The following is a 24,247-nucleotide window of genomic DNA, read 5'->3' as shown; positions in this document are numbered from 1 at the left end:
GAGTGTCCTTGACGCGGGCCTGTGCGGCTGGGGAGTTGCACCCGCGGGACCTGTGGGAGGTCGACGATGGGGAACGTTCGAGATGCCCGTGCCGCTGCGCACGCGCCGGGGGCGGGATACGAGCCTGCGCTCGCCGCGCGGAGCTTCCGCGATGTGCTGGTGACGCGTCAGCATGCGCGGGAATCTGCGGAGTGGTCGTGGCCTGCGCAGCCCTCCGGCGGCGGTGAGACGGCCGTGCTGATGACCGCTGAGATGCCGCTGACGGTCGCGCGGGGGGAAGGGCCGGCGCAAGAGGTGCAGCCGGGGGCGCTGTGCTTCCTGCATCCGCATCGCGTCACCCAGATCGTTGCGTCCGGATCCGGCGCCGTGACGTGCGTGTGGGTGCCTTGGCACGCGCTCGCGGAGATCGAGTCGGAGCTGCGTGCGCCGGGGGAGGTGATCCCGCCGAGCGCCCTGGTGCGCGGGCTCCAGGCGTTTCTGGAGTCGCTGCTGACCGGGCACTCCGAGCCTGCCGTGACCACGGATCACCTGGTGGAGCGACTGGTCGTCGAGATGGCGTTCGGCGTGCTCGTCGAGGCTGCTCCTCGCCCCGCCGGCACAGGAAGGATCTCGCGGATCGACCGGGCGCGCTCAGTGATGCTCGTGCGGAGATCCGAGCGCGGATTCGGCGTGTCCGCCCTCGCCCGGGACATGCACCTTTCGGTGCGACAGCTGCAGCGCCTGTTCGCGGCCGAGGGCAGCGCCCCGGCCGACGAACTTCGACGGATCAGAGTGGAGCTCGCCAGAGAGCTGTTGCGCGACGAGGACCACACTGGTCTGGGCCTCGCGGAGATCGCCGAGCACGCGGGGTTCTCGGACGCAGCGGGCCTTCGCCGCGCGTTCTCCTTGGCCGGGCTTCCGTCGCCGCGCAAGGTACGCCGAGCCGCAACGGTCTGAATACTCCGGGGGAACCGGATCCAGCCGGGTTTCGTATGGGGCCTGCGCAAAACAGCGGCCCTACCCTGGAACGCATGTGTGGAATCGTCGGATATGTGGGGCCGCGCCCCAGCCAGGACATCCTGCTCGCGGGCCTCGCCCGCCTCGAATACCGCGGGTACGACTCGGCCGGCATCGCCGTCATCGATGAGGCCGGATCACTCGGCATGCGCAAGAAGGCCGGCAAGCTCCAGATGCTGCGCGACTCCCTCGTGGACGCCGCGCTCGCCGATGGCAGCACCGGCATCGGGCACACCCGGTGGGCCACGCACGGCGGACCGACCGATGCGAACGCGCACCCGCACCTCGCCGACGACGACAAGCTGGCACTGATCCACAACGGCATCATCGAGAACTTCGCTGCCCTGCGCGCCGAGCTCGAGACCGAGGGCGTGACGTTCCGCAGCGAGACCGACACCGAGGTCGCCGCCGCTCTCGTCGGCCGCGAGTACCGCCGCACGGGTGATCTCCAGGAGGCGTTCCGTGCCGTCGTGAACCGCCTCGAGGGTGCCTTCACACTCCTCGCCGTGCACCAGGACGAGCCGGGCCTCGTCGTCGCCGCGCGCCGCAACTCGCCGCTCGTGATCGGCCTCGGCGACGGAGAGAACTTCCTCGGATCCGATGTCGCCGCCTTCGTCGAGCACACCCGTCGTGCGCTCGCGATCGGCCAGGACGAGATCGTCGCGATCACGCCGTCCGAGGTCACGGTCACGGACTTCGCGGGCAACACGGTGACCCCGGAGCCGTTCGAGGTCTCCTGGGACGCCACCTCCGCCGAGAAGGGCGGCTGGCCGAGCTTCATGGCCAAGGAGGTCGCGGAGGAGCCCGACGCCGTCGCCAACACGATCCGCGGCCGGGTGCGGGACGGCGCCGTCGTGATTCCGGAGCTGGACGGATCCGATGACCTGTTCCGCGGCATCGACCGCATCATCATCACGGCCTGCGGCACCGCGTCGTACGCGGCCATGGTCGGCAAGTATGCGCTGGAGCAGTGGGCCCGGGTGCCCGTCGATGTCGAGCTCGCTCACGAGTTCCGCTACCGGGACCCGGTGATCGGCGCGAACACGCTGGTCGTGTCGATCAGTCAGTCCGGCGAGACCATGGACACGCTCATGGCGGTCAAGTACGCCCGCGAGCGCGGTGCGCGCACCCTCTCGATCTGCAACACGCAGGGCGCGACCATCCCGCGCGAGTCCGACGCGGTCGTCTACACGCACGCCGGTCCCGAGGTCGCGGTCGCATCGACCAAGGCCTTCGTCGCGCAGATCACGGCGCTGCTGCTGCTCGGCCTGCACGCGGGCCGGGTGCGCGAGACGCTCTCCGCGGCCGACGGCGCGGCAGCCGTGGCCGAGCTCGAGGCGCTGCCGGCCAAGATCTCCGAGGTGCTGACCGAGGAGCAGGCGCACGTCACGCAGCTCGCCGGCTGGATGGCCGACACCCGCTCCGTGCTGTTCCTCGGCCGTCACGTGGGCTACCCGATCGCGCTGGAGGGTGCGCTCAAGCTCAAGGAGATCTCCTACATCCACGCCGAGGGCTTCGCCGCCGGTGAGCTCAAGCACGGCCCGATCGCGCTCATCGAGCCCGGCCAGCCGGTGTTCGTGCTGGTGCCGTCGCCGCGGCACTCGGCCCTGCTGCACGCCAAGGTCGTCTCCAACATCCAGGAGATCCGCGCCCGCGGCGCACGCGTGATCGTGATCGCCGAGGAGGGCGACGCGGCCGTGCTGCCGTTCGCCGACGAGGTCATCCGGATCCCGCTCGCAGGCGCGCTGTTCGAGCCGATCCTCGCGGTCGTGCCGCTGCAGATCTTCGCGATGGCCCTCGCGACCGCGAAGGGCCTGGACGTGGACCAGCCCCGAAACCTCGCCAAGTCCGTCACCGTGGAGTGAGGCTCGGTCGGGCATGTGCCGCGGCCGGCACGCTCCATGGCCCGCATGCTCCACAGGGGCTGGCCGGGACACATGGCGGGAGTTTGCCCGGATGGCGGGGGATCCGGTGCTTCTTCTCCCGCCATCCGGAAGATCTCCAGCCATCTGGCCCGACGCGAGCGGATCCGCCGCCCTCGTCGAGCTGGCTCGGCGGGCTTGTCGCCCCGTTCCGACAATCAGGCGTGCGCGCGGGTGAGAGCTGCCAGGATCGCGGCCGCGACGGTCTCCCAGTGATGGATGATCATCGCGTAGTCGAAGCGCAGGGTCTCGAAGCCCAGTCGTGACGCGGCCGCGTCACGCTGCAGATCCCGGTGACGATGCCCGGATCCATCGTGGTTGTCCTTACCATCGGCCTCGAGGATGACCCTGCCCTCGACCACGAAATCGACCCTTCCGACCCCGGGGATCCGCACCTGGCACTCCACGCGGATCCCGAGCAGATGCAGCCGCAGCCGGACGATGGACTCGAGCCCGCTTTCCGCGTCGGGACGAGCGAGATCCACCAGCCAGCGGGCTGACGCGGGAAGACCCGCGCGGATGCGGCGGCGCGCCTCGGATCCGAGCCGGCGCTTGTTCCAGGCGGACTCGAACGCGGCGAAGAAGAGTTCGTCGCCGTGGCAATGGAACGCGTGCACCAGCGCATGCTCCAGGTCGGCCACTCCGAGCCGCATGGGTCCTGCGCTGTAATGAACGAGACAGGCGCACGACGGGTGCTCGTGCGTCCGCCCTCCGGCGCCCAGCCAGACGTGTGGGCGCTCGTCGTCGCCCGGGGTCCAGACGTCGTGTGCGCTGAGCGCGCGGGCGCAGGTGAGCGCGCCACCGTGCGCGGCAGCGGCGACCACATCCGACGATGCCGTCCACGAGGCATACACGCCCGGTCGGATCCTTCGGATCTCGCCGCGATCGGCCGCGGCCGCCAGGAGTTTCCGGGTGCACCCGAACGGCGAGAGCTCAGACCCGCGAGCGACATGGCGCTCCCTCAGCAGCTGGACCGGATCCGTCATGCACCCGATCGTTGCGGATCCCGCCTTGCTCCGGTCGGTCGATCACTGGATCCGTGCGGAACACCCGATGCCGCCTCGCTGTGGAGGACGAACGTGCGTCCGGACGCCGGCGGACATGTGGCGGGAGAAATCCCGGATGGCTGGAGATATCCCCGTGACACTCCCGCCATCTGGCCGATCTGCCGCCAAACGGCCGCAGGCAGGGGATAAAGGCCTCGTTCCACTCGCCTGCCGGTGGACCGCTGACGGATCCGGCCCCGCGGATCCCGCCAGGTAGGCTGAATCGGTGATCATCGGCACCGGCATCGACCTCGTGGACATCCCGCGGTTCGAGCGGACCGTCACCCGCACGCCCCGTCTGATGCAGCGGCTGTTCGCGCCGTCGGAGCAGGGTTTGCGGCTGCCGTCGCTCGCCGCGCGGTACGCGGCGAAGGAGGCGCTGATCAAGGCGCTGGGCGGATCCGACGGCGTGCACTGGATCGAGATCGAGATCGCGTCGGAGCCGTCGGGCCGGCCGTACTTCGTGCTGAGCGGCAGCACCCAGGCCGCTGTCGCGGAGCGCGGCATCACTACGCTGCACCTCTCCCTTACGCACGATGCGGGCCTCGCCGCGGCGTACGTGGTGGCGGAGGCTCGTGCGACGGGGGAGGACCAGGCATGACCGCCCCGTTCCGCGAGGCCACGATCGACCTCGACGCGATCAGCGACAACACCCGCCACCTGCGCCGGCTGACGGGCGTCGAGGTCATCGGTGTCGTCAAGGCGAACGCCTACGGCCACGGTGCGGCTGACGCCGCGGTCGCCGCGCTCGCAGGCGGCGCCGGCAGCCTCGGCGTCGCCACGGTCGAGGAGGGGCTCGAGCTGCGCCGCCAGGGCATCAACGCCAGGATCCTGGCATGGCTGCACGCCCCCGGCCGCCGCTTCGATGACGCCGCCGCGAGCGGCCTCGACCTGGGCATCTCGAGCCTCGAGCAGCTGCTCGCCGCCGCCGAAGCCAGCCGTGGATCGGATCCGGTCCGGGTGCACCTCAAGTTCGAGACGGGCCTGAGCCGCAACGGCATCGCGCCCGCCGACCGCTCTCGCCTGCTCGCCGAAGCCGCGCGTCTCGAGCGGATCGGCCGTGTGCGCATCGTCGGCCTGTTCAGCCATGTGTCCAACACCTCGCCCGAGGACGACCGCGCCGCCCTCGCCGCCTTCGAGGAGGCGTGCGCCGAGGCCGGGGCGAACGGGATCCACCCTGAGATGCGCCACCTCGCCGCGACGGCTGCGGCCATCGACCTGCCTGAGACCCGGCTCGACGCGGTGCGCATCGGGATCGGCCTGTACGGCGTCAGTCCGTTCGACGACCGCAGCCCGAGCGATCTTGGACTGCGCCCCGCGATGACGCTGCGCGGCGCGGTCGCGGCCGTGCGCCGGGTGCCCGCGGGCACGGGCGTGTCGTACGGCTACACGCACCGCACCGAGTCGGAGACCACGCTGGCGCTGGTCCCGCTGGGCTACGCGGACGGCGTGCCGCGGCAAGCGTCCGGGCGCGGTCCGGTGCAGATCGGCGGCCGCCGGTACACGGTCGCCGGCCGCATCGCGATGGACCAGTTCCTGGTCGATGTCGGAGACGATCCGGTCGCCGTGGGCGACGAGGTGGTGCTGTTCGGCGACCCCACGCTCGGGGTGCCCTCCGCTCGGGACTGGGGGAACGCTGCCGACACGATCGACTACGAGATCGTGACGAGGATCGGCCCGCGTGTGCCGCGCCGGAGCGTGTCGTGACCGCGCTGGATGACCTCGCGGGCTGTCATGAGATCCGTACGGCCGAGGCCATGGAGGAGCTCGGCCGGCGGATCGGATCCGACCTGGTCGCGGGCGACGTGCTGATCCTCACCGGTCCGCTCGGCGCGGGCAAGACCACGTTCACGCGCGGGCTGGCGGAGGGGCTCGGCGTGCGCGGCCCGGTGCAGAGCCCGACGTTCGTGATCGCCCGCACGCACCCGTCCCTGGTCGGCCGTGCCCCGCTCGTGCACATGGACGCGTACCGGCTCGGATCCGCCGCCGAGCTGGACGATCTCGACGTCGACGTGCCCGGATCCGTCGTCGTGGTGGAGTGGGGGCGCGGCATGGCCGAGGAGCTCGCCGATGCCTGGTGGGATATCGAGCTGGAGCGCCCGGTCGGCGCCGGCGCCGATGACCTCTCCGCGGAAGAGCTCGACGCCGATGCGCCTCGGGTCGTGACGATCACTCGCGCGACCGTCCGCTGAGACGGGGTTCTGTGGCCGGTGGGAACGCCGCCGAAAGGATCGGCCGCCGGACGCGTGTCGCGAGCATATCGATATGATGCAGACGACCGAGCGCAGGGAAGAGCATGACTGAAGACGACACGAAGACCGCGGTCATCATCGAGGATGATCCGGACGTCCGCTCCCTGCTCGACGAGGTGTTCCGTTCCGCCGGATTCCGCACGGTGCTCGCCGGCACGGGCCTGGAGGGCGTCGCCGCGGTCGCCGAGCACGAGCCGATCATCACGACGCTCGACATCAACCTCCCCGGCATCGACGGCTTCGAGGCGGCCCGGCGGATCCGCGCCGTCAGTGCGACGTTCATCATCATGCTGTCCGCCCTCGGCGAGGAGTCCGATGTCGTGCTCGGGCTCACCTCCGGCGCCGACGAGTACCTCGTCAAGCCGTTCCGCCCCCGTGAGCTCCGCGCCCGCATCGAGGCGCTCCTGCGCCGCCCGCGCAACGCGCACCCGGCGGGGACAGGTCGTGCTGGGACGGTCCACGCCGGGACAGGCGCGGCCCCGCAGCCCGCGCGCGGAGCAGGTCAGACACCCGCGCACGGGATTCCTGTCGACGGCCAGCAGGCTCCGGCTCGCAACCCCTCGCTCACGCCCGCGATCGCACTCCCCGGCACGGCGGGCCAGTGGCGCGTGCACCGCGACATCAGCCTCGATCCGGTGACGCACACGGTGGTCGTCGCGCAGCGCGAGGTCGATCTGACCCCCACCGAGTTCGATCTGCTCGCGACCCTGCTCGAGTCGAAGCGCCGGGTGCGCAGCAAGGCGGATCTGGCACTCGTGCTGCGCGGGGAGGCGTTCGGATCCGCGTCGTACGTGGGCGAGCCGGACAAGCGGGCGATCGAGGCGCATATGGCCAATCTCCGTCGCAAGATCGGCGACAGCACCGCGGATCCGCGCTACATCGAGACCGTCCGCGGGGTGGGCTACCGGCTCACCGCGCACGCGGACGAGGCATCCGCCGGAGTCTGATCGGCTGTGCCCGACGGGGGTACGCGCGGCTCCGGCGAGCGAAGATCGGCGGGCGGCATGACGGAGGCGCCGATCCCGATGTCGGCGCCCCGTCGGCGATCCCGATGATCGCCTCCGTGCAGCGCGGGTCCGACCCCGCGCCTTCCGTGGAGCCCCGGGCGTCGATCCCCACCGGCACCCGAGCTCCGCGACCCGCCACCGAGTCCCCATCGGTGTCGGGTTCCCGCTCCCGGGCAGGGTCCCGGGAGCGGGATGGCGCCCTGTCCCCGGGGCGCCGCCCACTCCGTCCCGGATTACGGGTCCCTGGTCGGAGTGGGAGTCGATGCCGGCGGTGGTGCCGGCGAGCCGGTGAAGGGCGCTGCGGCGCTGCCCGACCGGGATGCGGTCGGCCCCGGGGTCGCCAGGAGCGTGGGGGTGACCGTGAAGCCGCGGCCCAGCACCGCCGCGAATGCCGCGTCTCCCTGCGCGACTCCGCTGCAGGAGTCGGATGCGGCAGCCGGATCCTGGCGGTCCGCATCGCAGGCGCGGTCGCGGTTGAGCGACCACATCGAGACGCGGGCGAGGCGCTGCTTCTGGGCGAAGGCGTTCAGGGTCGCGGCGTCATCGAGCGCGAACACCTCATCGTGCACGTCGTTGTGGCCGATCATCGGCGTCGCGCCCATGATCGCCCATGCTCCACCTGCGGGGAGCGCCAGGTGCAGGTCGTCGTAGAGCCGGCCGAGCTGGTCGTGCACGGCCGTGAGCGATGTGATCGCGGCGGCCGCCATCGACCGGCCTGCGAGCGGTGCGCCGTCGTCCATCGTCATCGCGTTGACCCCGGAGAGCTGCACGCCCGCCTGCAGCAGCTGGCGGATCGAGCGCAGTCCGTCGGTGCCGAGCCCGTCCTGCCCGGCCGGCAGCGTGAGCCACACCGACAGCTCCGAGCCCTTCGCCCGCTGCCGTTCCTGCAGTCGGGCCACGGCCTCCGCACGGCGGTCGCCGGCGAGCACGTCGCTGAGGGCGGGGCGCTCCAGGTCGAGGTCGATCGTGGTGACCGTGTAGCGCTCCAGCACCGCCGCGTAGGCGTTCATCAGGTCGCCGATCGACGCGCAGGCTCCGGCGAGCTCGGTGCCCCTGGCGCCACCGAACGACACGGTCACCGAGGCCCCGGACTGCTGCTTCTGCGCGATCCGGTGGTCCAGATCGAGCGCATCGCCCGCCTCGGCGAGCGAGTACACCCCGCCCCAGGTCGGACGGCAGGCGTCGCCGGGCGCCGCGGTGACGAACGCCAGGACGACCGCATCGGATCCGGATCCGGGCAGCACGTCCGCCGGGGGATCCGTCGCGGTGACGTCGTAGTAGCCGCCGAACCAGCGCGGGCCCGTCGCCGCTCCGGGCGCCGCTTCGTCGCGCAGCAGGAACCACGGCACCACGACGATGCCTGCCACCACGGTGAGGGCGACGAGCACGCCCACCAGCACGCGCCAGACGGACAGGCGTCCGCCGGACGGAGGTGCAGAGGGGCCGGTCATCGCAGCACGCTCGCTTTCTGCCCGTCGACGGCGGTAGGCGGATCCGATGCGACGGCAGCGGATCCGGTCGGGTGGAGGACCTTCGATGCTGCGATGCTAGGCGTGGCGATATATCCGTTGAAGAGCCTTGGGTCCTTCTTTGGATAACCTTGCGGAAGCGTTGAGTGTCAGGGTCTCCGCCCGGGCCGCGCGACGCGTCCCGCAGCGGTTCCGTGCCGCGTCGGAGAGAGGATCGGCATGTCCCGCAGGGCGTCGATCTGGCGTTGGCAGCTCATCTTCGTCAGCACCACGGTCGCGGTCGCGGTGCTCGTGGCAGCACTCAAGCCGACGGTGTTCGCGACCCCGCTGTTCACCGCAGGCCTCGCGCTGTCCGTGCTGACCACGGCGGCGGTGCTGGTGGTGCCGTGGGACCGCATCCCGCCCGCGGGGATCCTCCTCGTCCCGATGATCGACATCTGCGCGATCGGCCTCACGACACAGGCCCCGGACATCCGGCTCGGGTTCCTCTGGGTGATTCCCATCACGTGGATCGCCACGTACTACTCGATGATCGCCGTGTTCGGCGGCATCGCCCTGATCACTGCCTTCCTGTTCACCGTCGCGAACCAGACCGGTCTGATCTCGGATGTGGTGCTGCGGGTGCTCATCACGGCGTTCGCGCTCGGGTTCCTCGGCACCACGATCCGGATCGGGGTGCAGCGCTCGCGCGCCTCCCGGCGCCTGCTGCGGCGCCGGTCCGAGCAGATCGACCGGGTGGCGCGGCGGGCCGAGACGCACGAGCGCCGGGTGACCCAGATCATCGACGCGCTGGACACGGCGCTCGCCGCGGTCGGCGAGGACGGCACGATCCTGAAGGTGAACGACGCCTACCGGCGCCTTTACGGCCTGGACGCCGACGGCCTCGCACTGCCTGCGCTCGCGGTGGAGTACGACGATCGGGAGGGGGAGCCCGTCCCCGTGGATCGGACGGTGATGGCCCGGGCTGCACGTGGCGAGCACCTCGCCGGCGAGCGGGTGTGGCTGTACGGCACCGACGGCGAGTGGCGGGCGCTCGAGGTCGATACGCAGCCGATCGCCAGCGACGCCGATCAGGGCGCTGTCGTGCTGGTCAAGATCGACGACGTCACCGCCCGGCTCGCGGCGGCCGAGGAGCGCCGGCTGCTGTCGGCGATCCTCACGCACGAGCTGCGCAACCCGCTCACGGCGATCGTGGGCCACGTCGATCTGCTGCTCGAGCGTGAGGATCTGCCGGCGCGCGCGGCGGACCAGCTGGGCGTGGTCGCGGGGGCTGCCGAGCGCATGCAGGATCTGGTCACGACGGCGTTGGACGCCTCCCGTCCTCGCCACCGGGTGCTGTCGGAACCGGTCGATCTGCACCCCCTGGTGCAGGCCTCGGTGTCGTCGTTCCTGCCGACCGCCACGGCGAACCGGCTGCGAGTCGAGGTGACGGGGGAGCCGACCCTGCTCATCTACGGCGACGCGTTCCGGCTGCGGCAGGTGGTCGACAACCTGCTCAGCAACGCGGTCAAGTACACCGCGCCCGGCGGCTCGATCCTGCTCTCGCTGGGCGTCGCCGACGACGCACGCGCGGAACTCGTCGTCGCGGACACCGGATCCGGCATGGTCCCCGCCGATGTGGAGCAGCTCTTCCAGCCGTACTTCCGCGGCGAGCGGGCAGAGCTCAGCGGGGTGCCGGGCACAGGCCTGGGCCTCGTGGCGGTCCGCGACATCGTGACCGCCCATCACGGCACCATCGACGTCAGCAGCAGGCTCGGCGAGGGCACGCGCATGCGCGTGCTCCTGCCTCGGCGTCCCGAGAGGAACGACGCATGATCACCCTCACCGCACCCATCGGCATCACCGTGAACACCTCCGTCACGCTGGTGGCGCTGGTGACGCTGTCCGCCGCGCTGGTGTTCGGGCTGGCTCTCATGCCGCGCCCGAGCAGGGCCACCATCACGTGGTCGGTCGGATTCGGCGTCGCCATGCTCGCGACCTACGTGTGGGTGGCCGCGAACCAGTTCGACAGCGCGCCGCTGCGCGCGCTGTCTTCGGGCCTGATCGTGTGCTTCGAACCGCTGCTGTGGCTCGGCATACGCGCCTATGCGGGAAAGCGACCGCTCTGGCCGGCGGCAGTGGCGTTCGTCGTGGTCGCGCCGGCGCTGCTGACGGCGACCAGCACCACCGCCGTGTACCCGACGATGTTCCGTGTCGTGTTCACGGCGGCGGCGGTGTTCGCCGGTCTCGCGGCGTGGGAGCTGTTCCGGCTGCGGATCAGTGCCCGTGACGTGGTGCTGCCGCTGGCACTGGTGTCATCGGCGTTCGTCGTGGTGGCGGTGTTCGGCGTCATCGCCGGACTCGCGGGCGTCGGATCCTCTCCCGGCGACGAGCTGCGCATGCTGCGCGACATCAACGGCGTCGGAATCCTGCTGACCAGCCAGTGCGCCGCGATCACGATCGTGCTCCTCGCCCGCGGCGAGGCACTGCTGCGCGGCGGGGGCCGCAGTGGCGTGGACAGCAGCGCCGCCACCAGCGCAGCGCTGCGGGCGCGCCTCGCCCGTGCTCAGCAGGCGCAGGAGCCGGCGTGGTCGCTGCTGGACATCCGCTTGGACGATCCCGCAGACCTGGCGGAGGCCTCGGGCCCGGCCGTGTTCGCCAGCATCGTGGAGGCATTCCACGCGCACGTGCTCGACGCGCTGCCGGCCGCGGCCGACGTCGAGCGGGTCTCGGACGTGCGCGCGCTGGCCCTGCTGCCCGGTGGTGAGGACGCGGTGCGGCGCGAACTGCGGGCGCTGCTGCAGCGGGTCTCGACGATCGAGGACTCCGGGCCTCGCGCGTCCGTGCGCGTGTCGGCAAGCGTGGGCTGGGCCGGCGCGGCCGCCGCGGAGTACGACTTCGATGCGCTGGCGGCCGTTGCGGGCGATGCCGCCGTCCTCGCGCAGGACCGCGGTGGCGACCGCTGGGAGCGAGCCGGGGTCTCCACGCACTGACCGAGGGATCGGGGACGGACCGCGCGCAAGGACCGGTCGGCGGCCACGGCGGCTACCCTGGAAGGGTGATTCTCGGCGTGGACACCTCACTCGGCTCGGCCGTCGGCCTGATCGGTCGCGATGGGCGCACCCTCGCCGATGTGGCGCAGGCCGGACATCTCGGTCACGCCGAGGCGATCGGTTCCCTGCTGGAGCAGGTGCTCGCGGCCGCGCCGGCAGAGGGTTCCGAGGAGGTGCCGGATCCGCTCACGCATGTCGCCGCGGGCATGGGGCCCGGTCCGTTCACGGGCCTGCGGATAGGCATCGCCGCCGCACGCGCATTCGCGCTCGGGCGAGGCATTCCGGTGATCGCCGTGCCCAGCCACCACGCCGCCGCGCTCGCCGTGATCGAGGGCGAGCATCCGCCGCAGCACCCCTTCGCGATCCTCACCGACGCCCGCCGCCGCGAGACCGCGGTGACCGTGTACGAGGGGATCGACGTGGACGGCATCCCGCACGCCGTGGTCGACACGGTGCTCGTGCCGCAGGGCGACGTCGATCGCAAGCTGGGGGCGCTGCGTCGCTTCGAGGTCGCCGCGATCTCGGGAGCTGCCGTCGCGCGTGTCGCCCGCCGCGCAGTCGCCGCCGGACGCACCCTGACCGGATCCGAGCCGCTCTACCTGCGCGCTCCGGACGCCCGCGTGCCCTCGGCGCCGAAGCGGGTGGGGTCGTGATCCGCGCCGCGACGGCGGCCGACCTCGATGCGATCATGCTCATCGAACGGCGCTCGTTCCCGACCGACGCGTGGAGCGTCGAGCTGATGGCGGCTGAACTCGCGAGCCCGCACGGCCGCTACTTCGTCGACGTGGAGAACGGTGCAGAGCAGGCCGAGGGCGAGCACGTGGTCGGTTACGGGGGCGTGCGCGCACTGCGCGGATCCGCCGACAGCGACATCCAGACCATCGCCCTCGATGCCGAGCACCGCGGATCCGGCCGCGGCAGAGCGCTGCTGCGGGCGCTGCTCGCAGAAGCGGCGGAGCGCGGCGCACGCGAGGTGTTCCTCGAGGTGCGCGCCGACAACCCGGTCGCCCAGGGGCTGTACCTCTCGGAGGGGTTCGCCGAGATCGGCCGGCGGGCCGGCTACTACCAGCCCGACGACGTGGATGCCGTGATCATGAAGCTCGACCTGCGCGGGAAGGGATCCGATGACTGACCAGCCCCTCGTGCTCGGGATCGAGACGAGCTGCGACGAGACCGGGATCGGGATCGTCCGCGGCCGGACCCTGCTGTCCAACACGATCTCGTCGAGCATGGACGAGCACGCCCGCTACGGCGGTGTCGTGCCCGAGGTCGCGGCCAGGGCGCACCTCGAGGAGATGCAGCCGGCGATCGAGCGGGCCCTCGCCGAGGCGCAGGTGCGACTGGAAGACCTCGACGCAATCGCAGTGACCAGCGGGCCAGGACTCGCGGGTGCGCTCATGGTCGGCATCGGTGCGGCGAAGGGTCTGGCGGTGTCGCTCGGCAAGCCGCTGTACGCCGTGAACCACCTCGTCGGGCACATCGCCGCTGACATCCTCACACCCGACTCCGTGCCCCTGGAGTACCCCACGATCGCGCTGCTCGTCTCGGGCGGGCACACCTCGCTCCTGCACGTGCGCGACCTCACCACCGACGTCGAACTGCTCGGCGAGACCGTCGACGACGCCGCCGGCGAGGCGTTCGACAAGGTCGCCCGCATCCTCGGCCTGCCGTATCCCGGAGGGCCGGAGATCGACCGTGCGGCGGTGGACGGGGATCCCGCCGCGATCCGGTTCCCGCGAGGGCTATCGCGTGCGTCGGATCTGGACAAGCACCGCTACGACTTCTCCTTCTCCGGGCTGAAGACCGCGGTCGCCCGCTGGATCGAGCGGGAGGAGGCCGCGGGCAACCCGATCCCCGTGGCAGACGTCGCCGCGAGCTTCCGCGAGGCCGTGGTCGACGTGCTCGTGACAAAGGCGCTGGCGGCCTGCGCCGACCGCGGCGTGCCTCGGCTGCTGCTCGGCGGCGGCGTCATCGCGAACCGCCGGCTGCGCGACGTCGCGCTCGCCCGTGCAGCGGAGGCGGGAGTGACGGTGCGGATTCCGCCGCTGTCGCTCTGCACCGACAACGGCGCCATGATCGCCGGGCTCGCGGCGGAGCTGATCGCCTCCGGCCGGCGCCCCTCCACGCTCGCGTTCGGCGCCGATTCGACGCTGCCGGTGACCGAGATCCAGGTCGCAGAGGACTCCTCCGCAGCGGCGGACGCTCGCGTCCGCGTGGGCGCCGAGGTCTGATGATGGCGACCACGGACGGGAAGGATCCGCAGCGCTACACCCGGCTGCCGACGGCTCCCGTGCCCGTGGGGGTGGAGAGCGGGCCGCAGCTGGACGGCGGGGTCGAGATCGAGGATCTCGAGCTCGACCGGGACGGCGCGACGGTGGCACACGAGGAGTGGCACCCCACGGACGGGACCGAGGCCCCGACGCCGGCGCCCGCCGAGCCGCGGCTGGCGCCATGGGCGCTGCTGTCCGCGATCGTGGCTCTGTTCGCCTCGCTGTTCGTCGGCTGGGGGATCCCGGTCGCGATCGTCTCGGTGATCGCCGCGATCATGTCGCTGCGCCGGCCGGAGGAGAGTCGTGCCCTGGCGGTCTGGGCGCTCGTGCTCGGGAGCGTGGCAACGCTGTACAGCGCGGGATGGCTGCTCTGGGCCGCCTACCGGTTCGGCTGGTTCGGATAGCGCCATGGCGGATCCGGAACCGGGCGAGGAACGTCGCGAGCTGGAGCGCCGTGCCTTCGGCCGGGACGGATCCGGCCTGAGTCCGGCCGAGGCCGCGCAGCTGACGGAGCTGCGGCGCGCGGATGCCGCCGCGCCGGGCCCGGAGCCTGCCGAAGGGACGCTCCCCACGTCAGGCGCCCAACCTGTTCCGGGGCGAGCGCACCGAGACGAAGGCTCCCCACCGCTCGCGCCCGATCCGCCGACGATGTACCGTCTCGCTGACGGATCCGGCGTGATCGTCGGTGGAACGGGACGGAGTCGGCCGTTCGGGACAGCTCGTGAACGGGTAGTCGCCTGGTTCGCCACCAGCCGCGGGAAGCGCCCTCGCTACCTCATCGGCACAGCGGCGGCGTTGATCCTCGTCGGTCTGCTGATCGGCTGGGCCATCCCGCGCCCGCCCGACGTGGGGCTCGCCCTCCGGTCCGGCGAGGCTGAGCGGCGGGACACGCTCCTCCACGACGCGAAGTACGACCCCGGGAGCGTACTGCTGCTCGATCGGCAGGCGGATGCCCTGTTGTGGACCTGGACGGAGGTGGGTGGACAACTGCGCTGCGCCGCGCTGGACGTGCCGGGGTTGCCGATGGAGCGGCAGTGCCAGCGGATCGAGGACCTCAAGAAGAATCCGTACTCCCTTCAGGTGAACACGACCGTTGCTCCGGCTTCGGGCCGCAACGTGCAGGTCGGCTACGGAGGGGTCGTGTTCCTCGCGGGACGAGGGTTCCCCGGCGGGGCCATCCAGCGCTGGGAGGCCGAGTCGCGGACGATGAACCAGGGGATGAGCGACGCGGAGATCGCGGCGACGGCGAGGATCTCGGCCGAGCAGCAGCTCGAGGGGCTGTCCATCGTCGGGCGCTGGCGGGGGCTGACGATCTGGCGCGGCTACGCGGACAGCGGAACATCCCAATGCCTGATCGTCGAGGCCCCCGAAACGCAGCGGGCGTGCGGATCGGATGGCAGCACGTATGACGGCTCGTCGAAGGTTCTCAGTTTCACCGAGCCTGTGGATCCCCGCGGGACGGTGGTCAGGCTAGAGCTGGCCGCGACGCGGGACCGGCCCTCCGCGATCATCGAGATGCGCTTCGCCGTGTACGCCGTGCCGTATCTCATCATCACGGAGAACGCCGATGTCGGGGTCGAGGGACTCCTCACGGCGCCATGACGGCTCTCAGACCCGGTCCGCGAGGATCGCATGCCGCCTGTCGCCGATGCGCACGAGGATCAGGGTCGCCTCCGCGGAGCCGCGCAGGTTCAGCTTCTTGCGGAACGCGGCCGGATCCACGTCCACGCCGCGCTTCTTGATCTCCAGGCGTCCGATGCCCGACTTCTTGAGGGCGGATCCGATCGCCTTCGGGTTCATCGGCAGCACTTCGCGCACCCGGAACGATGCGGCGAACGGGCTGTCGGCAGGAGCATCGGAGGTCAGATACGCGATGTGCGGATCCAGCATGCCCGCGTCGAGGCTGCGCGCCAGGTCGCCGATCAGGCGGGCGCGGATCACGGCGCCGTCGGGCTCGTGCACATAGGCGCCGAGCTCCCGCACCTCGGCGTCCTCCGTGTCGGCAGGGGCGGTCAGCTCGTGCGCGCGGTCGCCGCGCATCACGAGCGCAGCCCGCCGAACACCTTCGCGCGCCAGTTCGCCCGACCACAGCACCAGCTCGACGACGTCACCATCCGCGCTCACCCACTGCGCCTCGACGTCGGTGGGGATCGTGTCCCGGTCATGGGCGGGCCCGAGCTTGATTCCGGTGGGGATGCGCGCGGCGAGCGCGAATGCCCAGTCCAGCGAGGGGGAGTAGTCGTCTGCGGAGACGCGACGGGTCTCGGAATGCCCCGCGCTGCGCCGTGCCGGATCCAGCCACACCGCCTCGGTCGCCCCTCCGGGGTCGTTGAGCGAGGACGCCGAAGGCGACCGAGACGAAACGCCGTCTCCAGCGGTCGAGGGCGCGTGATCCTCCGCGAACCCGTGCCGCACCTCGGCGTCGGATCCGAACGGTGCGAGGTTGTACGCCGCCAGCGCGGCCGTGACCTCGTCGGCGTCCACGGCCGTGACCCGCAGCCCCGCGCCGGCGAAGGCCAGCGCGTCGCCGCCGATCCCGCAGCCGAGGTCGGAGACGTGCGCGATCCCGGCGGCGCGCATCCGCCCCGCATGACGCGCGGCGACGCCGAGCCGGGTCGCCTGCTCGAGGCCGGCGCGGGTGAACAGCATCCGGTCCGCGAACTCGCCGAACTTCGCCGCCCCCTTCGTGCGCAGTCGCGCCTGGCCGACCACGGCGGACACGAACTCGGGCGAGTGCCCCTCCGCCCGCAGGCGCATGACCGCGCGGGCGGCCGCATCCGTGGATCCGATCTCGCCGAGCTCGTCGATCGCCCGCAGCGCCTCGGGCGTCAGCAGGGTTCGCAGTTCGCTCATATCCACGCGGTCCAGGCTATCCGTCCGCCATGCGCGGACCGGCCCGTCGGGTGCACGCGCTGTCGGCGAGGGCACACGTTCTTCGCGCCAACACGCCGTGCAGTCGGCGAGCGCGTGTGCTCTCGGCGCGGGGGCGGACGGCAGGGGCAGGTTGGCACTCTGATTGCATGAGTGCCAGCGATGTGCCTAGACTGTCGTTAGCACTCTCAGGCTGAGGGTGCTAATCAGTCTTGAACCGTCAAGAAAGAGGTAGACCGTGTCGGTTTCCATCAAGCCGCTCGAGGACCGCATCGTCATCAAGCAGGTCGAGGCCGAGCAGACCACCGCGAGTGGCCTGGTCATCCCTGACACCGCCAAGGAGAAGCCCCAGGAGGGCGAGGTCGTGGCCGTGGGCCCCGGCCGCATCGATGACAACGGCAACCGCGTCCCGCTCGACGTCAACGTCGGCGACCGCGTGCTCTACAGCAAGTACGGCGGCACCGAGGTGAAGTTCGGCGGCGACGAGTTCCTCGTGCTGTCCGCGCGCGACGTGCTCGCCGTCGTGGTGCGCTGAGCGTCCACTGACGTCTCGAAGGCCCGGATGCCCTGTGCGTCCGGGCCTTCGACGTCTCCCGGATCCGGACCCGCGGTCGATCGGAGGCGGCGGACCTGATGTCGCTTCACGGCAATAGGGTGGATCGGTGACCACCACCCCCCGCAGCGCCCAGACCGTGGGCGTCGCCTCCGCGATCGGCGCCTATCTGCTGTGGGGCGTGCTGCCGCTGTACTTCCTGCTGCTCGCGCCGACGGGCCCGTGGGAACTGGTGGCCTGGCGGGTCGCGCTCTCGTTCGTGTTCTGCCTCATCCTGCTGGCGATCACCCGAGGCTGGAAGCCGCTGATGACGATCGTCCGGCAGCCGCGACTGCTGGCGCTGACGGCGCTCGCCGGGGTGCTGATCTACATCAACTGGCAGGTGTTCGTCCTCGCCACCCTGAACGGCGAGATTGTCGAGACCAGCCTCGGCTATTTCATCAACCCGATCGGCACCATGCTGCTGGGCGTGTTCGTGCTCAAGGAGAAGCTGCGCCGGCTGCAGTGGGTCGCGATCGGGATCGCGACCGTAGCGGTGCTGGTGATCGTCTTCGCCCACGGCACCTTCCCATGGATCGCGCTCTCGCTGACCGCCTCGTTCGGCATCTACGGACTCGTCAAGAAGAAGATCGGTCCCTCGGTCGACGCCGTGAGCGGTCTCACCCTGGAGTCGTTCTGGCTGCTGCCGGTCGCCGTCGTGCAGTTGATCGCCGTGGGACTCACCACCGGCATCACGATGGGCGCGAACGGCCCGCTCCATGCGAGCCTGCTCGCCTTCGCGGGCATCGCCACCGCCGTGCCGCTGCTGCTGTTCGCCGCGGGCACCCGCAGGATCGGGCTGACCGTGATCGGCATGATCCAGTTCATCACCCCGATCATGCAGTTCCTGGTCGGCGTGCTCGTCATGCACGAACCGATGCCGACCGAGCGGTGGATCGGCTTCGCGATCGTCTGGGTCGCGATCGCCGTGTTCCTGATCGACCTCGCTCTCGCCGCCCGCCGGATCCGATCCGGACGAGGAACGGTCGAGGCGTCGAACCCCGGCACCGACACGATCCCCGTGCCCTGATCGACCGGCTCCCTGGGCGTCCACTCCACGAGTCCGTTCCTGGGAATACCGCACCCCACGCGGCACTTAGAATCGATACACGCGCGCAGAAGAGGAGCCCCGCAACCCATGGAGCAGCACGACCCGTTCGGTTTTGTCGGATTGACCTACGATGACGTCCTGCTCCTGCCTGGGCACACGGACGTGATCCCGAGCGAGGCGGACACCTCCTCGCGTGTGACGCGCCGGATCTCGGTCGCCACACCTCTGCTCTCCAGTGCGATGGACACCGTGACCGAGGCGCGCATGGCGATCGCCATGGCGCGCGAGGGCGGCCTGGGTATCCTGCACCGCAACCTCTCCATCGCCGATCAGGCCGCGCAGGTCGACCGCGTCAAGCGCAGCGAGTCCGGCATGATCACGGATCCGATCACCACGACCCCCGACGCGACGATCGCGGAGGTCGACGCGATGTGCGCGAAGTACCGCATCTCGGGTCTGCCCGTGGTCGACCCTGACGGCCGCCTGGTCGGCATCGTCACGAACCGCGACATGCGCTTCGTCTCCGGATCCGCCAAGCAGACCACACTCGCGCGCGACGTGATGACGAGCGAGAACCTCGTGACCGCGCCCGTCGGCGTCGAGGCCGCACAGGTCATCGCGCTCTTCGCGAAGCACCGCGTCGAGAAGCTGCCGCTCATCGACGAGGACGGCAAGCTCGCCGGCCTGATCACCATCAAGGACTTCGACAAGAGCGAGAAGTACCCGCTCGCCACCAAGGACGACCAGGGCCGCCTGCGGGTCGGCGCGGCGATCGGCTTCTTCGGCGATGCCTGGGAGCGCGCCGAGGCGCTGCGCGACAAGGGTGTGGACGTGCTCGTCGTCGACACCGCCAACGGCCAGTCGCAGGGCGTGATCGACCTGGTCAAGCGACTCAAGGCGGATCCGTCCTTCGCGCACATCGACATCATCGGCGGCAACGTCGCCACCCGCGAGGGTGCGCAGGCGCTCGTCGACGCCGGAGTGGACGCCGTCAAGGTCGGCGTCGGGCCCGGCTCGATCTGCACCACCCGCATCGTCGCCGGCGTCGGAGTGCCGCAGGTCACCGCGGTGTACGAGGCGTCGCTCGCGGCGCGCCCGGCCGGCATCCCGGTCATCGCGGACGGCGGCTTGCAGTACTCCGGCGACATCGCCAAGGCGCTCGTCGCCGGTGCCGACGCCGTGATGCTCGGATCCCTGCTCGCCGGTACCGAGGAGTCCCCGGGCGAGATCGTGTTCCAGGGCGGCAAGCAGTTCAAGCTGTACCGCGGAATGGGCTCGCTCGGCGCGATGCAGACCCGCGGCAAGCAGACGTCCTACTCGAAGGACCGCTACTTCCAGGCCGACGTGCCCAGCGACGACAAGCTCATCCCCGAGGGCATCGAGGGACAGGTTCCCTACCGCGGCCCGCTGTCCGCCGTCGCGTACCAGCTGGTCGGCGGCCTGCGCCAGTCGATGTTCTACGTCGGCGCGCGCACGATCGAGGAGCTCAAGACGCGCGGCAAGTTCGTGCGCATCACGGCGGCCGGGCTCAAGGAGTCGCACCCGCACGACGTGCAGATCGTCGTCGAGGCGCCGAACTACAAGCGCTGAGATCTCCGAAGGCCCGGATCCTGAAATCGGATCCGGGCCTTCGTCGTCCACCTGGCCCTGCTCACTGGTCGCGTATTGCGGTCATTCCTGCCGTGGAACCGCAATCTGCGACCAGCGAGCAGGGGGGCTCAGCGACCCGCGGCGAGAGCCTCCGGAATGGCGGCCTCCGCCTCGACGTCGATCCCATCCTCCGCGTGCCCGCCGCGCCCAGCCGGCAGCCAGAGCGCGATGACGGCGGCGACCAGCAGTACCGCGGCGCCGGTGAACACGGCGGGGCGAGAGGCGTCGACGTAGTGGTCGGGCAGCAGCTGGCCGCCGGCGCCCACGAAGATCGCCGTCATCACGGCGGTGCCAAGGGCGACGCCCAGCTCGCGGAGCGTGGAGTTCACTCCCGACGCCTTCGCGTGGTCGATCAGGCCGAGCGTGGCGAGCAGTGCCGTCGCCGAGGGGGCGAAGACGAGGCCCATGCCGATGCCGGCGAGGACGAAGGGTGCGACGAGAGCGGCGTAGGGCACGTCTGTGGCGAGCTGGGCGGCCAGCCAGCCCAGGGCGACGCCTTGCAGCAGCAGGCCGGTGACGAGCAGCACCCTCGTGCCCACGCGCGGCGCGATCAGGCCCGCGAGCGGCGCCACGATCATCGGCGCGAGCGTCCACGGCGTCGTCTGCACGGCGGCCTCGAGCGGGGTCGCGCCCTGCACGACCTGCAGGAACTGGATCAGGATGAACACGGATCCGAAGGTGCCGAAGCTGAACGCGAAGCCGACGACGTTCGTGATCGAGAACGACCGGTCGCGGAACAGCCGCAGCGGCATGAGCGGCGCGGCCGAACGCAGCTGCCAGACGAGGAACGCGATCAGGAGCGCGCCGCCCAGGGCGAGCTCGGCGATCACGCCGATCGTGTCCCAGCCGTCGTCGTTGCCGCGCACGATCGCGTGGACGAGGGCCAGCACGCCGCCGGCGGCGAGCACCGCGCCCGGCACGTCGATACGCACGCGGGCGCCGAAGTCGTTGGCGAGCACCATCAGGGCCAGCGGGATCGCGATCACGGCGATGGGCACGTTGATCCAGAAGATCGCCTGCCAGTTCCAGCCCTCCATGATGGCGCCGCCGATGAGCGGTCCGACGGCTACGCCGAGCCCGGAGACACCGCCCCAGATGCCGATCGCGAGCGGGCGCCGCGCGGCGGGCACCGCGCCGGTGAGGAGGGCGAGCGACAGCGGCATGACGGCGGCCGCACCCAGCCCCTGCACGGCGCGGGCGGCGATGAGCTGGCCCGGGTCTGTGCTGAGCGCCGCGAACAATGAGCCGGCCCCGAACAGGGCGATGCCGAGCGCGAACACCGTGCGGCGGCCGAACCGATCGCCGAGCGCGGAGGCGACGAGGATCGCGCCGGCGAAGGCCAGCGTGTACGCGTTCACGAACCACTGCAGCTGCTCGATCGTGGCGCCCATCTCGCGGTGCAGCACGGGGAGGGCATTGGTCATGACGAGGTTGTCGAGGGTCGCCATGAGCATCGGCAGGGAGGCGGCGGCGATGACGAGCGCGACCGGGCGCGATGGCCGGGGCACGAGGCTGTTGCGGCTCCGGCGAGCGGCTGCGGCGGGCGAGGGAACAGTCATGGGAAGCTCCAGTTGTAATTGAATGATTACTAGCGCTGGAGTCAATGTAGTAATCGAATGATTACAAAGTCAAGTCATTCGCTGATAACCTTTCGGCATGACATCGGCAGCGCCCACGGACACCGCCCACGGCGACGACTCCGGCCGCCGTCTCTCCTCCCCGGAGCGGCGCGCGCAGATCATCCTCGCCGCGCTCACGGTCTTCGGCTCGCGCGGCTACGAGGGGGCCACGACCGACCAGGTCGCGCGCGCCGCGGGCGTCAGTCAGCCCTATGTCGTGCGCCTGTTCGGATCCAAGGAGAACCTCTTCCTCGCGACGATCGAGTTCTCGCTCGACCGCCTGCTGTCGGTCTTCCGCGAGGCGCTCGCCGCGTCGGACGAGGGCGGTGAGCAGCCCGTCGGCAAGCGCATCGGGGAGGCCTACGTCGACCTCATCGAGGTGCGGGGTCTGCACCAGACGCTCGCGCACGCCTACCTCCTCGGCAGCAATCCGGCCATCGGAGCTGCGGCCCGCCAGGGGTTCGCGAGGGTCTGGCGCTTCTTCCGCGACGAGGTGGGCCTCGAGGCCGACGAGGCGCGCAGCTTCCTCGCCGAGGGCATGCTCATCAGCACCATGATCGGACTGCGGATCGTGGACGACTACGGATCCGATCCGCAGATCACCGAACTGTTCCGGGCGTGCTTCCCCAACAAGCTGCCGCATGTGCTCGAGGTGCTGCCGCGCAACGAGCACCGGCTGTAGCCGGCCGCTGTTCCTGATAGCCTGGTCGGCTCGCTGTCGCGCAAGAGCTCGCGGGCGAAAGGACCACCACCGTGGGATACATCGATGTCGCCGGCGTCTCGCTCACCCTGCCCGATGGCCGCCCCCTGCTCGATGAGGCCTCGTTCCGCGTCGGCGCCGGATCCACGAGCGCCCTGATCGGGCCGAACGGCGCCGGCAAGTCCACGATCCTGCGGATCATCCGCGGCGACCAGGCTCCGGACGCCGGGGTCGTGACGATCGACGGATCCCTCGGCGTGATGGACCAGTTCGTGGGCCACGGCCAGGAGGGGCAGACCGTGCACGAGCTGCTCATCGCGGTCGCCCCCTCGCGGATCAGGGAGGCGGCCGAGGCGCTCGAGTCCGCCGAGAACGCCCTGATCGAGGACGACACCGAGCCCACACAGATGCGGTATGCGACCGCGATCGCCGAATACGCGGACGCCGGCGGATACGAGCACGAGACGGTCTGGGACCAGTGCACGGTCGCCGCTCTCGGCGTCCCTTTCGAGCGGGCGCGGTTCCGTGATCTCGCGACGCTTTCCGGCGGCGAGCAGAAGCGGCTCGCGCTCGAGGCGCTGCTGCGCGGCCCGGATGACGTGCTGCTGCTCGACGAGCCGGACAACTACCTCGACGTGCCAGGCAAGCGCTGGCTCGAGGAGCGGCTGCGCGAGACGCCGAAGACGGTGCTGCTCGTATCGCACGACCGCGAGCTGCTCGCCAGGGCGGCCGATCGCATCGTCACGCTCGAGCCGGGCGGCGCGGGCGCCACGGCGTGGGTGCACGGTGGAGGGTTCGGCACCTACCATCAGGCGCGGATCGATCGGCTGGACCGGCTCGATGAGCTGCGCCGGCGCTGGGACGAGCAGCACGAGAAGCTGAAGACTCTCGTCGCGAACCTCAAAGTCAAGGCGTCCGCGAACGACGGCTTCGCCTCGCGCTATCAGGCCGCGCAGACCAGACTGCGCAAGTTCGAGGAGGCGGGTCCGCCCGAGGAGCGCCCGCCTGCGCAGGACTTCGACATGCGACTGCGCGGTGCGCGCACGGGCAAGCGCGCGATCGTGTGCACCGACCTCGAACTGACCGGTCTCATGCGGCCCTTCGATGCCGAGCTCTGGTTCGGCGACCGTGTGGCTGTGCTGGGCTCGAACGGATCCGGGAAATCTCACTTCCTGCGGCTGCTGGCCCGCGGCGGCAGCGATCCCGATGCGACGCTCGGACATCTCACCGGCGCGGGGGAGCGGCTCGACGAGGTCGCCCACTCCGGCACCGCAGTGCTCGGCGCCCGCGTCGTGCCAGGCCTGTTCGCGCAGACCCACGCGCACCCCGAGTTCGCCGGACGCACGCTTCTGGAGATCCTGCACCGCGGAGACGACCGCAGGGCGGGGATGCCCCGGGATGCGGCCAGCTCGGCGCTGGACCGCTACGGACTGGTGCGCCAGGCGCAGCAGGAGTTCTCGCAGCTCTCCGGCGGGCAGCAGGCCCGGTTCCAGGTGCTGCTGCTCGAGCTGTCCGGCGCGACCCTGCTCCTGCTCGATGAGCCCACGGACAACCTCGATCTCGAGTCGGCCGAGGCGCTCGAAAAGGCGATCGCGAGGTTCGAGGGCACGGTCGTCGCGGTCACCCATGACCGCTGGTTCGCGCGCTCGTTCGACCGCTTCCTCGTGTTCGGCGAGGACGGCGGCGTCTACGAGTCGGACGCTCCGGTATGGGACGAGCGCCGGGTCGCGCGCACCCGCTGAGGGCGGCAGAGGCAACCCGGGTAGGCTG

The 24,247-nt window shown here is 71.0% G+C and carries 22 protein-coding genes; 18 read left to right on the top strand and 4 right to left on the bottom strand.

Annotation, left to right across the window (positions count from 1 at the left end; genetic code table 11):
- Nucleotides 1–66 precede the first annotated feature (66 nt).
- A complete protein-coding gene (locus tag AB4078_RS14740) occupies nt 67–936 on the top strand; it encodes a helix-turn-helix domain-containing protein (protein WP_441977747.1) in 870 nt (289 codons plus the stop codon).
- A gap of 74 nt (nt 937–1,010) precedes the next feature.
- On the top strand, nt 1,011–2,861 hold the full coding sequence (gene glmS, locus AB4078_RS14735) for a glutamine--fructose-6-phosphate transaminase (isomerizing) (protein WP_441977746.1): 1,851 nt from the start codon (nt 1,011–1,013) through the stop codon (nt 2,859–2,861).
- Nucleotides 2,862–3,076: 215 nt separating this feature from the next.
- Here the strand turns inward: glmS and AB4078_RS14730 are convergent, their stop codons facing one another.
- A complete protein-coding gene (locus tag AB4078_RS14730) occupies nt 3,077–3,904 on the bottom strand; it encodes a DUF559 domain-containing protein (RefSeq protein WP_441977745.1) in 828 nt (275 codons plus the stop codon).
- A 286-nt stretch (nt 3,905–4,190) separates the two neighbouring features.
- Here AB4078_RS14730 and AB4078_RS14725 point away from each other — a divergent pair, with 286 nt between their 5' ends.
- The 4 genes from AB4078_RS14725 (at nt 4,191) to AB4078_RS14710 (ending at nt 7,163) form a co-directional block, all read left to right on the top strand.
- The gene (locus tag AB4078_RS14725) at nt 4,191–4,565 is read left to right on the top strand and encodes a holo-ACP synthase (RefSeq protein WP_441977744.1); all 375 of its coding nucleotides are present in this window, start codon (nt 4,191–4,193) and stop codon (nt 4,563–4,565) included.
- On the top strand, nt 4,562–5,671 hold the full coding sequence (alr, locus tag AB4078_RS14720) for an alanine racemase (protein WP_441977743.1): 1,110 nt from the start codon (nt 4,562–4,564) through the stop codon (nt 5,669–5,671). Before AB4078_RS14725 ends, alr begins: the two co-directional genes overlap by 4 nt.
- Nucleotides 5,668–6,156: a tRNA (adenosine(37)-N6)-threonylcarbamoyltransferase complex ATPase subunit type 1 TsaE gene (tsaE, locus tag AB4078_RS14715; RefSeq protein ID WP_441977742.1), complete on the top strand. Its 489-nt coding sequence runs from the start codon at nt 5,668–5,670 to the stop codon at nt 6,154–6,156. The genes alr and tsaE overlap by 4 nt, the downstream gene beginning before the upstream one ends.
- A gap of 104 nt (nt 6,157–6,260) precedes the next feature.
- Nucleotides 6,261–7,163: a response regulator transcription factor gene (locus AB4078_RS14710; RefSeq protein ID WP_441977741.1), complete on the top strand. Its 903-nt coding sequence runs from the start codon at nt 6,261–6,263 to the stop codon at nt 7,161–7,163.
- Between the two features lie 293 nt (nt 7,164–7,456).
- On the opposite strand, the gene AB4078_RS14705 is transcribed toward AB4078_RS14710, so the two are convergent.
- Nucleotides 7,457–8,674, bottom strand: a complete 1,218-nt coding sequence (locus AB4078_RS14705) for a chitinase (RefSeq protein WP_441977740.1) — start codon at nt 8,672–8,674, stop codon at nt 7,457–7,459.
- Between the two features lie 237 nt (nt 8,675–8,911).
- On the opposite strand from AB4078_RS14705, the gene AB4078_RS14700 reads away from it, so the two are divergent.
- The 7 genes from AB4078_RS14700 (at nt 8,912) to AB4078_RS14670 (ending at nt 15,596) form a co-directional block, all read left to right on the top strand.
- On the top strand, nt 8,912–10,507 hold the full coding sequence (locus AB4078_RS14700; protein WP_441977739.1) for a PAS domain-containing sensor histidine kinase: 1,596 nt from the start codon (nt 8,912–8,914) through the stop codon (nt 10,505–10,507).
- The gene (locus tag AB4078_RS14695) at nt 10,504–11,664 is read left to right on the top strand and encodes a hypothetical protein (RefSeq protein ID WP_441977738.1); all 1,161 of its coding nucleotides are present in this window, start codon (nt 10,504–10,506) and stop codon (nt 11,662–11,664) included. The genes AB4078_RS14700 and AB4078_RS14695 overlap by 4 nt, the downstream gene beginning before the upstream one ends.
- Before the next feature lie 65 nt (nt 11,665–11,729).
- Nucleotides 11,730–12,377 carry a tRNA (adenosine(37)-N6)-threonylcarbamoyltransferase complex dimerization subunit type 1 TsaB gene (tsaB, locus tag AB4078_RS14690; RefSeq protein ID WP_441977737.1) on the top strand — a complete coding sequence of 216 codons (648 nt, stop codon included), beginning with the start codon at nt 11,730–11,732 and terminating at the stop codon, nt 12,375–12,377.
- A 35-nt stretch (nt 12,378–12,412) separates the two neighbouring features.
- A complete protein-coding gene (gene rimI, locus AB4078_RS14685; RefSeq protein ID WP_441977770.1) occupies nt 12,413–12,856 on the top strand; it encodes a ribosomal protein S18-alanine N-acetyltransferase in 444 nt (147 codons plus the stop codon).
- A complete protein-coding gene (gene tsaD, locus AB4078_RS14680) occupies nt 12,849–13,955 on the top strand; it encodes a tRNA (adenosine(37)-N6)-threonylcarbamoyltransferase complex transferase subunit TsaD (RefSeq protein WP_441977736.1) in 1,107 nt (368 codons plus the stop codon). Before rimI ends, tsaD begins: the two co-directional genes overlap by 8 nt.
- Nucleotides 13,955–14,398, top strand: coding sequence for a hypothetical protein (locus tag AB4078_RS14675; RefSeq protein WP_440733935.1), 444 nt, complete (start codon nt 13,955–13,957; stop codon nt 14,396–14,398). The genes tsaD and AB4078_RS14675 overlap by 1 nt, the downstream gene beginning before the upstream one ends.
- Nucleotides 14,399–14,402: 4 nt before the next feature.
- On the top strand, nt 14,403–15,596 hold the full coding sequence (locus AB4078_RS14670; RefSeq protein WP_441977735.1) for a hypothetical protein: 1,194 nt from the start codon (nt 14,403–14,405) through the stop codon (nt 15,594–15,596).
- Nucleotides 15,597–15,602: 6 nt separating this feature from the next.
- Here the strand turns inward: AB4078_RS14670 and AB4078_RS14665 are convergent, their stop codons facing one another.
- A complete protein-coding gene (locus AB4078_RS14665; protein WP_441977734.1) occupies nt 15,603–16,853 on the bottom strand; it encodes a THUMP-like domain-containing protein in 1,251 nt (416 codons plus the stop codon).
- A 250-nt stretch (nt 16,854–17,103) separates the two neighbouring features.
- Here AB4078_RS14665 and groES point away from each other — a divergent pair, with 250 nt between their 5' ends.
- The 3 genes from groES (at nt 17,104) to guaB (ending at nt 20,098) form a co-directional block, all read left to right on the top strand.
- A complete protein-coding gene (gene groES / locus AB4078_RS14660; RefSeq protein WP_440733932.1) occupies nt 17,104–17,400 on the top strand; it encodes a co-chaperone GroES in 297 nt (98 codons plus the stop codon).
- 127 nt (nt 17,401–17,527) lie between these two features.
- A complete protein-coding gene (rarD, locus tag AB4078_RS14655) occupies nt 17,528–18,487 on the top strand; it encodes an EamA family transporter RarD (RefSeq protein ID WP_441977733.1) in 960 nt (319 codons plus the stop codon).
- 108 nt (nt 18,488–18,595) lie between these two features.
- Nucleotides 18,596–20,098, top strand: a complete 1,503-nt coding sequence (guaB, locus tag AB4078_RS14650) for an IMP dehydrogenase (RefSeq protein ID WP_441977732.1) — start codon at nt 18,596–18,598, stop codon at nt 20,096–20,098.
- Nucleotides 20,099–20,226: 128 nt separating this feature from the next.
- Here guaB and AB4078_RS14645 read toward each other — a convergent pair whose 3' ends face one another.
- Nucleotides 20,227–21,717, bottom strand: coding sequence for a DHA2 family efflux MFS transporter permease subunit (locus AB4078_RS14645; protein ID WP_441977731.1), 1,491 nt, complete (start codon nt 21,715–21,717; stop codon nt 20,227–20,229).
- 97 nt (nt 21,718–21,814) lie between these two features.
- Here AB4078_RS14645 and AB4078_RS14640 point away from each other — a divergent pair, with 97 nt between their 5' ends.
- On the top strand, nt 21,815–22,459 hold the full coding sequence (locus AB4078_RS14640) for a TetR/AcrR family transcriptional regulator (protein WP_441977730.1): 645 nt from the start codon (nt 21,815–21,817) through the stop codon (nt 22,457–22,459).
- A 71-nt stretch (nt 22,460–22,530) separates the two neighbouring features.
- On the top strand, nt 22,531–24,219 hold the full coding sequence (locus AB4078_RS14635) for an ABC-F family ATP-binding cassette domain-containing protein (RefSeq protein WP_441977729.1): 1,689 nt from the start codon (nt 22,531–22,533) through the stop codon (nt 24,217–24,219).
- The last annotated feature ends 28 nt before the right edge of the window (nt 24,220–24,247 follow it).

The sequence above is a fragment of the Microbacterium sp. 2MCAF23 genome (assembly GCF_052115565.1).
GTDB lineage: Bacteria > Actinomycetota > Actinomycetes > Actinomycetales > Microbacteriaceae > Microbacterium.
The sequence above is the reverse complement of the archived record's forward strand: the minus strand, read 5'-3'. Positions and strand labels throughout refer to the sequence as shown.

What these genes read in the sequence shown, in the direction of transcription:
- AB4078_RS14740 (WP_441977747.1), top strand. Translation starts at nt 67, where the DNA reads ATGGGGAACGTTCGAGATGCCCGTGCCGCTGCGCACGCGCCGGGGGCG.
- glmS (WP_441977746.1), top strand. Translation starts at nt 1,011, where the DNA reads ATGTGTGGAATCGTCGGATATGTGGGGCCGCGCCCCAGCCAGGACATC.
- AB4078_RS14730 (WP_441977745.1), bottom strand. Translation starts at nt 3,904, where the DNA reads ATGACGGATCCGGTCCAGCTGCTGAGGGAGCGCCATGTCGCTCGCGGG.
- alr (WP_441977743.1), top strand. Translation starts at nt 4,562, where the DNA reads ATGACCGCCCCGTTCCGCGAGGCCACGATCGACCTCGACGCGATCAGC.
- AB4078_RS14710 (WP_441977741.1), top strand. Translation starts at nt 6,261, where the DNA reads ATGACTGAAGACGACACGAAGACCGCGGTCATCATCGAGGATGATCCG.
- AB4078_RS14705 (WP_441977740.1), bottom strand. Translation starts at nt 8,674, where the DNA reads ATGACCGGCCCCTCTGCACCTCCGTCCGGCGGACGCCTGTCCGTCTGG.
- AB4078_RS14700 (WP_441977739.1), top strand. Translation starts at nt 8,912, where the DNA reads ATGTCCCGCAGGGCGTCGATCTGGCGTTGGCAGCTCATCTTCGTCAGC.
- AB4078_RS14695 (WP_441977738.1), top strand. Translation starts at nt 10,504, where the DNA reads ATGATCACCCTCACCGCACCCATCGGCATCACCGTGAACACCTCCGTC.
- rimI (WP_441977770.1), top strand. Translation starts at nt 12,413, where the DNA reads ATGCTCATCGAACGGCGCTCGTTCCCGACCGACGCGTGGAGCGTCGAG.
- tsaD (WP_441977736.1), top strand. Translation starts at nt 12,849, where the DNA reads ATGACTGACCAGCCCCTCGTGCTCGGGATCGAGACGAGCTGCGACGAG.
- AB4078_RS14675 (WP_440733935.1), top strand. Translation starts at nt 13,955, where the DNA reads ATGATGGCGACCACGGACGGGAAGGATCCGCAGCGCTACACCCGGCTG.
- AB4078_RS14670 (WP_441977735.1), top strand. Translation starts at nt 14,403, where the DNA reads ATGGCGGATCCGGAACCGGGCGAGGAACGTCGCGAGCTGGAGCGCCGT.
- guaB (WP_441977732.1), top strand. Translation starts at nt 18,596, where the DNA reads ATGGAGCAGCACGACCCGTTCGGTTTTGTCGGATTGACCTACGATGAC.
- AB4078_RS14645 (WP_441977731.1), bottom strand. Translation starts at nt 21,717, where the DNA reads ATGACTGTTCCCTCGCCCGCCGCAGCCGCTCGCCGGAGCCGCAACAGC.
- AB4078_RS14640 (WP_441977730.1), top strand. Translation starts at nt 21,815, where the DNA reads ATGACATCGGCAGCGCCCACGGACACCGCCCACGGCGACGACTCCGGC.